The sequence below is a fragment of the Streptococcus hepaticus genome (assembly GCF_043656315.1).
Classification (GTDB): domain Bacteria; phylum Bacillota; class Bacilli; order Lactobacillales; family Streptococcaceae; genus Streptococcus; species Streptococcus hepaticus.
This window is the reverse complement of the sequence record NZ_JBINIY010000016.1, coordinates 24,130-31,328: the sequence shown is the minus strand read 5'-3', so window position 1 is coordinate 31,328 and position 7,199 is coordinate 24,130. Positions and strand designations below refer to the sequence as shown.

The following is a 7,199-nucleotide window of genomic DNA, read 5'->3' as shown; positions in this document are numbered from 1 at the left end:
AATGAAAGCTAGAAGCCTCGGCAGCCACCAGCATAGCTGGTGGTTTTCTCATTTTTCTCTCCGAGAAAAACTGGCTGGAAGCCATAATAAAAAAATCCCCCAGATTCTGGGGGATGAGGGCATTCAGAGAATGAGGTAAAAAGGTTCACACAATTTACCAAGGTCCGCTCCTGCGTTTTCCAGCAATACTGGAGACCTCCCTAGCGTCGAATGTGGTAAAACCACTACTCGGCTCATCGCATATTTTAAGTATAGCAGAATTAGTCCCACTTGTAAAGTAGAGGACTTGGTTGCGCAGATTGTCCCAAAGACTTCTGCAGCCAGACAATATCACGCCAAGAGCCCAACTTATAGCCAACATTCTTAAAATGAGCAACTTGCTCATAGCCACGTTTGTGATGAAAGGCAATGGACGCATCATTTGGAAGCGAAATGCAGACCAAGAAGTTGAGAACGCCCTGTGCAGCCAATTTTTCCTCCAAAAGATCATAGAGAGCTGTCCCTAAGCCTTGCGCACGCGCTTCTTGATCGATGTAAATGGACAACTCCACCGTCCAAGCATAGGCAGCTCGTCCGTAATAAGGATGGGCATAGGCATAGCCCAAAATCTGCCCTTCTTCTTCTACCACCAAGTAGGGATGCTTTTTCTGAGTCTCAAGGATACGCTGTTCAAACTCAGCTACACTAGGAACTTCCGTCTCAAAAGTAATAGCTGTCTCCCGAATGTAGGGCTCGTAGATTTTCAAAAGCTGCGCTGCATCTTCTACTCTTGCTGAACGAATCTCCATCTAATCCTCCAGTAACTCACGATCATAAATCGTATAATCACAACGATAAATAATCAACCGTTTCCCATCAATCAAGAGCTCGGAAGTCTTTGGCGCGTCAGAAGCGTAGAGTGACACCTTATCACCAGCATAAGTAGCGAGTGGAGTTCCATTTTGCGAACGAATCAGAACAACCTTTTCTTTCCCAGTAAATTCGTTCTTCATCTTTGAGACCATCCGATTGAGAACAGGAATTGATTTTCCTTGCTCGTCAAGGTTAACCGTAGATTGATAGACTGCAAAAACATCCTCCAATCCTTCCTCAGCCGCAATAAGAGAAGAGCCGACATGGTCAATCTCATATTTACCCAAGGTAACCTTCAAGACAGATGAATCCGCCTTAGAATTGCCTTCATTATCGATAGAATCAAACTCACGATTTCGCTCAATAGATAAGGAACGTCCTGACATCTCATCAATGAGCTGCGAATTTTCATCATAGGTCCGAACTGTCATTTCCAGACCAATCCACTCTTCCTTGGTATTCTTCCACCAATTTTCAATAGACTGACATCCCGCCAAAGTCAAACTCGTCACGACAAGCACCAATAAGAAATATTTTTTCTTCATACAAACCTCCACTTTATTAGGACTAGTATAACAGAAAGGGAGCAGGACAAAGCCTTATCTTATAGAAAGCGATTTTGCCATCCCACTCCCGCAAAGTTAACCATACAGTTAACTAGCTATTATTCATTTTTTTGAGAGATTGGAAATTTTTTATCCCACTCTCACATATCCGGTTTAAAATAATGTTTGCGGCAGACAGGAATATAGGTTTCGTTGCCACCGATTTGAATTTGCTCGCCTTCGTAGACAGGTTTGCCGTTGACAGTACGGAGAACCATGGTCGCCTTTTTAGAGCAATATTGGCAGATAGTTTTGATTTCTTCGATTTTATCTACCAAGAGCAAGAGGTGTTCAGACCCCTCAAACAGTTGGTTGCGGAAGTCATTTTTCAAGCCAAAGGCCATAACGGGGACATCCAATTCATCTACCACACGCGCAAAGTCGTAGACATGTTGTTTGGTCAAAAATTGAGCCTCATCAATAAGAACGCAATAAGGTTTTGGACTTAATTTTTCAATATAGGCATAAACATCCATATCGTCTGTAATCGCCACTGCTTCGCGACTCATACCAATTCGACTAGCTACAACTCCGTAGCCCGCCCGTGTATCCAAGGCTGAAGTCATAATCACCACATTCTTTCCTTGTTCCTCATAATTGTGAGCAACCTTGAGAATTTCAATGGTTTTCCCTGAGTTCATTGAGCCATACTTAAAATAAAACTGAGCCATTTTTACTTTCCTAATCTACTAAATGTTCTTCCCATTTTATCATATTTTCATGATTTCTGCACTAGCTCTTGTCAGCATAGGCAGGATTGGCTTGACGAACGAGGTGGCCATAATCCGCTTGGAGACTGGCGAAAGCTTCTTCGACTGCTTCTGGCAGTTCAACAGCGGCAATAAAATTTTGTCCCTTGGGACCGTAGCCCTCTTCATCATTGCGCAGACGAGGAATTTCTCCCATGAGAAGTTCGATATATTTATCGACAGACCACATTCCCCACAAATCCGCATGCTTTAAACGAATCTGCCCATCTTTTTCCTCAAATCCTGCCTCATAACTAGCATAATTAAGCACTAGTTGTTCAGGTTTGCGGTATTTTCCCAGACAGGCTGACATACGGTACTGCATGGTCGCATCCTGCGAAATAATCATGGACTGCCAATTGATTCCCTTTTCCTCTAACAATTTTAATAAATAAGTGATATTATTGCCACAATTGGTGGACTCATTCTCTAGGAAATCTGCTTGCAAACCATATTTTTTTCCTAGAATTTCTTGAAACATTTGTGCTTCACTAGCTTGGGCAATATTCAAATCAGGATAAGTTTCCCAAACTTTTTCACGTAAGGCAGCAGTTGTATGACCAGCTCCACCTACGATGACGTAATATTTAGCAACGTTTTCTTGAATCGCTTGTGCCAAGACATCTACACCTGCCAAGATAGAGCCTCCAAACAATACAAAGACATCTACTTGCTCCAGACCAAAATTTTCTTGCAGTTGTTCTTTAGCCAAATCGGACAAGTCACGTTTTCCTAGAAAGCTGGCTAACTGGTTGAGCGCTTGAACTGGTTTCATTTTTGGTCTCCTTGGTGGTCAATGAAGGCTTGGTCCGCTTCTGGGAGCCCATTTTCATCGTTCAGCAGCTTTTCAGCACGCGCCACCAAGCCATATTTTTCTCGTAAATTCAAGATTTCTTGCATAATGGCTGATTGATGGTGCTGGTCCAGTGCTTCTTGATTTTCCCATGAATCAACCAACAAGATCGTTTCTGGGTCATCAAATGCCTGGAAATATTGGTAGGAAAGATTTCCAGGTCTGCGACGAATCTGCTCAACCAGACCTCTTTCAGTCATCTCGCGGGCAAAATCCTGTGCAGCTCTGCCATTTCCCTTATAAAAAATATGAAAAGTAATCGCCATATGAGCTCCATTTCTAAAATTTTCTAACTGTGCTATAATAATATCATAAAATCTAAAGGAGAATACCATGCCATTTGTAAAAATTGACCTCTTTGAAGGTCGCACCGAAGAACAAAAAATCCAACTTGCCCGCGAAGTCACTGAAGTCGTGTCTCGCGTGGCTAAAGCGCCAAAGGAAAATATCCATGTCTTTATCAACGACATGCCAGAAGGAACCTACTATCCTGGCGGAGAGATGAAGAAAAAATAGCAAGAAAATCCACTACTAAATTTCAGTAGTGGATCTTTTATTTACTCTTCTTCTTGACTAAACTGGCTCATATAGAGGTCATAATAGAAGCCTTTATCAGCGAGGAGGCTGCTATGATTGCCCTGCTCAATAATTTGTCCATCTTTGAGGACCAAAATCTTGTCCGCTTCTTGAATGGTAGACAAACGGTGAGCGATAACAAAGCTGGTACGCCCTTGCATGAGGCGTTTCATAGCTTTTTGAATCAGCAATTCTAACCGTGTATCAACAGATGATGTTGCCTCGTCTAAAATCAAGATTTTCGGTTCTGCCAAGAGAGCACGCGCAATGGTCAAAAGTTGTTTCTGACCAAGCGAAATGTTGTTGGATTCTTGGTTCATTTCCATGTTGTAGCCACCTGGCAAAGTTCGGATGAAGTGGTCCACATTGGTTGCCTTAGCTGCTTCAATGATTTCTTGATCGCTAGCTGCAAGGTTCCCAAAACGGAGATTTTCCTTAATGGTCCCCTCATAAAGCCAAGCATCCTGCAAGACCATCCCAAACTGCTTGCGGTATTCTTGACGTGAAAGATTGCGGATATCATGTCCGTCTACAGTAATGGAACCCTTGGTCACATCGTAGAAACGCATGAGTAGATTGATAAGAGTCGTCTTACCAGCCCCCGTCGGACCAACAATGGCAATCATCTCTCCTGGCTTGACATCCAAGTTAAAATCTCGAATGAGAGGCTTGCCTTCCACGTATTGGAAGTCCACATGATGAAAGCTAACCTGTCCTGTCAAGTCCTTATCCAGACTTTCGGTCACTTGAGAGGCCTCTTCTGCTTCATCAAGCACTTGGAAAATCCGTTCCAGAGAAGACTTGGCACTCTGTAAAACACCTGCCAACTGGGTCAAGGTTTGGATTGGCTGACCAATCTGGAAAACGTATTGAACAAAAGCTTGAACATTCCCGATAACCATTTTACCTGCCAACACTTGCAAGGAGCCAAAGAAAGCCACCAAGAGATAGGTCATATCAGAAATTCCATGCAAAATCGGCATCATAATTCCAGACATGAAACTAGCCTTGAAGCCCACTTCCTGCAATTCATCAGTTATTTGGGCAAACTCCTCTGCAGATGCTTCTTCACGACCATAGAGTTTCAAGATATTAAAACCAGTCAGATTTTCTTGAACAAAACCATTCATCTGCCCCAAAACATTGGCTTGTCGCTTGAAGTAAGGCTGAGATTTTTTAACCATATACTGAGCAGTGAAATAAGTCAGAGGAATGGACAAGATGACAATCATTGCCAATTTCAAATTGAGCACCAAGACCATGATGATGACCAAGGTCAATGTCAAAACAGCGTTGATGATTTGGAGAAAAGACTGTTGAAGACCGTTGGAGACTGTCTCCACATCGCTGGTAAATCGTCCCAACATATCTCCAAATTGGTGCTTATCAAAATAAGACACAGGAATGCGATTGATCTTCTCAGACAGGTCATTTCGTAAATCACGAATACTGGTCTGTACAGCCCGCGTCATGTAGAAGTTTGAGCCGTAGGCACCGATTTCATAGAAAAGAGCACGGATGGCATAGATGACCAGCACCCAGAAAATGTAGTGCGTATTGATATGAGCGCTAGGCACACCTTTTGCCATATCCAGTAGATTTGCGGTTAACTCTGTGATGACCAAACCGAGTACAAAGGGTTCCAACACGTTCATGACGGAGCTCACGATTTTCAGGAAAATCGCCAAAAAGAGCTGTCCCTTATACTTGCGCAAGTAGGTCCACAAACGTAAAAATACAGATTGTTCTTTCATCTTATTCTCCTTCCGTTAAAGATTGATTGTTGAGCTGAGAAGTCGCAATTTCTCGATAAATTTCATTGTTCTCCATCAGCTCATCATGGGTACCACGACCAACAATTTCCCCTTGGTCAAGGACGATAATCTGATTAGCATCCATAATGGTTCCAACACGTTGTGCCACAATCAGCACTGTCGCATTTTCTGTTACTTCTTTTAATCGACGGCGCAGAGTGGCATCCGTCTTGTAGTCCAAGGCTGAAAACGAATCATCAAAGATGTAAATATCAGGCGTTTTTACCACCGCACGCGCAATAGAAAGCCGTTGTTTTTGCCCACCTGAAAGGTTACTTCCGCCTTCCGCCAAGTGTGTTTCGTAACCCTCTTCCTTGCTCTCAATAAACTCTTTGGCTTGCGCTACTTCTGCCGCCAAGTCCAGTTCGCCAAGACTAGCGTCAACTTTCCCATACTTGAGATTTTCTGCGATGGTCCCGGTAAATAGCAGAGCTTTTTGCGGAATAAAGCCAATCTTAGAGCGAAGTGCCTTGAGATTATAATCTCGTACATCTACTCCGTCCACCAAGATTTTTCCTAAAGTCACATCATAAAAACGCGGAATCAGATTGACCAGAGAAGACTTACCCGAACCTGTTGAGCCGATAAAGGCCACTGTTTCACCCGGTTTAGTCTTAAAGGAGATATTGTGAAGAACAGGCGACTCAGTCTCACCTGGATAGGCAAAGGTCACATTATCAAACTCCAGATAGCCACGTGTTTCTGTCTCTGTCACACCATCTTCATTCTGAGAAATGGAAATGGGCATGTCCATTACTTCTCCAATCCGACTACTTGAAACCGCCATACGAGGGTACATGGTAAAGAGATTGGCAAACATAAGAAATGAGAACAGAGCATGGAAACTGTATTCAATAAAGGCCACCAAATCTCCAATCTGCAAATCGCCTTTTGCCAAGAGATTAAGGGCAAACCAGACAATAGAGACAATCATGGCAATGATGATTTGTACAAAGAGCGGTTCTGTCAACCCTGTCACGGTAAAGAGACGTTTCGAAATGCCAGAGTAATTCTCATTTTCCCCTGAAAATCGTTCTTCTTGAAAGTCTTCACGAGCAAAGGCACGAATGACGCGCAAGCCCATCAGATTTTCACGAACGTACTGATTAATCTTATCCAGTGTTTTTTGTTGCTTTTCAGATAAGGGACGCGTTTTGACCGCCACATACCAGACTACAATAACTAAGAAGGGCATGGAAACCGCCACAATCCAAGCCAATGACGGACTGGTAATCAAAATCATGATAACGGAAAAAATCATCATCATTGGTGTAATCATCCCTAGACGCAAAGACATTTCTGCGAACTGCATAAGAACATAGGCATCGCTCGTCATACGAGTAACCAAAGAGGACACACCGATTTTCTCAAATTCATGATGAGAATAAGTCTGCAGCTTGTCATACATATCTGTCCGCATTTCCTTGATCATGGTTGTGACCAATTTACTAGACGCATAGGTCAATAAAATTCGCCCGGCAATTCCCAGCAAGATAATGATGAACATGATAAAAGACCAAAAATATACCTTAGAAATGTCACTTTTGGTAATCCCCTCATCAATCATCCGTGCTAAAATGGTCGGCATACCGAGATTGACCAAGACAAAGAAAAATCCACCAATCAGATCCAAAACCAACAATTTGGGACTTTTCTTCAAATAAGACCAAATAAATTTCATACATCGTCCTTTCTATATAAGAGAAAAAAGCACACAAAGCGCTTTTCTCAATTTTATATGTCTATTTTA

At 42.6% G+C, this 7,199-nt stretch carries 8 protein-coding genes; 1 reads left to right on the top strand and 7 read right to left on the bottom strand.

Annotated elements, in window-relative coordinates; genetic code table 11:
* Positions 1 to 260: 260 nt before the first annotated feature.
* From ACHUFA_RS09670 to ACHUFA_RS09650, 5 genes are all read right to left on the bottom strand, one after another.
* On the bottom strand, positions 261 to 788 hold the full coding sequence (locus ACHUFA_RS09670; RefSeq protein WP_222348807.1) for a GNAT family N-acetyltransferase: 528 nt from the start codon (positions 786 to 788) through the stop codon (positions 261 to 263).
* Positions 789 to 1,397: a DUF5052 family protein gene (locus ACHUFA_RS09665; protein WP_222348808.1), complete on the bottom strand. Its 609-nt coding sequence runs from the start codon at positions 1,395 to 1,397 to the stop codon at positions 789 to 791.
* A gap of 161 nt (positions 1,398 to 1,558) precedes the next feature.
* On the bottom strand, positions 1,559 to 2,128 hold the full coding sequence (locus ACHUFA_RS09660; protein ID WP_222348810.1) for a thymidine kinase: 570 nt from the start codon (positions 2,126 to 2,128) through the stop codon (positions 1,559 to 1,561).
* A gap of 61 nt (positions 2,129 to 2,189) precedes the next feature.
* Positions 2,190 to 2,981 carry a YdcF family protein gene (locus ACHUFA_RS09655; RefSeq protein ID WP_394405777.1) on the bottom strand — a complete coding sequence of 264 codons (792 nt, stop codon included), beginning with the start codon at positions 2,979 to 2,981 and terminating at the stop codon, positions 2,190 to 2,192.
* Positions 2,978 to 3,325: a putative quinol monooxygenase gene (locus ACHUFA_RS09650; RefSeq protein WP_394405775.1), complete on the bottom strand. Its 348-nt coding sequence runs from the start codon at positions 3,323 to 3,325 to the stop codon at positions 2,978 to 2,980. Before ACHUFA_RS09650 ends, ACHUFA_RS09655 begins: the two co-directional genes overlap by 4 nt.
* A 67-nt stretch (positions 3,326 to 3,392) precedes the next feature.
* Between ACHUFA_RS09650 and ACHUFA_RS09645 the strand changes: the two genes are divergently transcribed.
* Positions 3,393 to 3,575 carry a 4-oxalocrotonate tautomerase gene (locus ACHUFA_RS09645; RefSeq protein WP_222348816.1) on the top strand — a complete coding sequence of 61 codons (183 nt, stop codon included), beginning with the start codon at positions 3,393 to 3,395 and terminating at the stop codon, positions 3,573 to 3,575.
* Between the two features lie 41 nt (positions 3,576 to 3,616).
* Here the strand turns inward: ACHUFA_RS09645 and ACHUFA_RS09640 are convergent, their stop codons facing one another.
* Positions 3,617 to 5,389, bottom strand: a complete 1,773-nt coding sequence (locus tag ACHUFA_RS09640; protein WP_394405773.1) for an ABC transporter ATP-binding protein — start codon at positions 5,387 to 5,389, stop codon at positions 3,617 to 3,619.
* A 1-nt stretch (position 5,390) separates the two neighbouring features.
* Positions 5,391 to 7,130: an ABC transporter ATP-binding protein gene (locus ACHUFA_RS09635; protein WP_394405771.1), complete on the bottom strand. Its 1,740-nt coding sequence runs from the start codon at positions 7,128 to 7,130 to the stop codon at positions 5,391 to 5,393.
* Between the last annotated feature and the right edge of the window lie 69 nt (positions 7,131 to 7,199).

Bases quoted from the DNA above. Each gene is read 5' to 3' on its own strand.
- ACHUFA_RS09650 (WP_394405775.1), bottom strand. From the start codon at position 3,325: ATGGCGATTACTTTTCATATTTTTTATAAGGGAAATGGCAGAGCTGCA.
- ACHUFA_RS09670 (WP_222348807.1), bottom strand. From the start codon at position 788: ATGGAGATTCGTTCAGCAAGAGTAGAAGATGCAGCGCAGCTTTTGAAA.
- ACHUFA_RS09660 (WP_222348810.1), bottom strand. From the start codon at position 2,128: ATGGCTCAGTTTTATTTTAAGTATGGCTCAATGAACTCAGGGAAAACC.
- ACHUFA_RS09635 (WP_394405771.1), bottom strand. From the start codon at position 7,130: ATGAAATTTATTTGGTCTTATTTGAAGAAAAGTCCCAAATTGTTGGTT.
- ACHUFA_RS09645 (WP_222348816.1), top strand. From the start codon at position 3,393: ATGCCATTTGTAAAAATTGACCTCTTTGAAGGTCGCACCGAAGAACAA.
- ACHUFA_RS09665 (WP_222348808.1), bottom strand. From the start codon at position 1,397: ATGAAGAAAAAATATTTCTTATTGGTGCTTGTCGTGACGAGTTTGACT.
- ACHUFA_RS09640 (WP_394405773.1), bottom strand. From the start codon at position 5,389: ATGAAAGAACAATCTGTATTTTTACGTTTGTGGACCTACTTGCGCAAG.
- ACHUFA_RS09655 (WP_394405777.1), bottom strand. From the start codon at position 2,981: ATGAAACCAGTTCAAGCGCTCAACCAGTTAGCCAGCTTTCTAGGAAAA.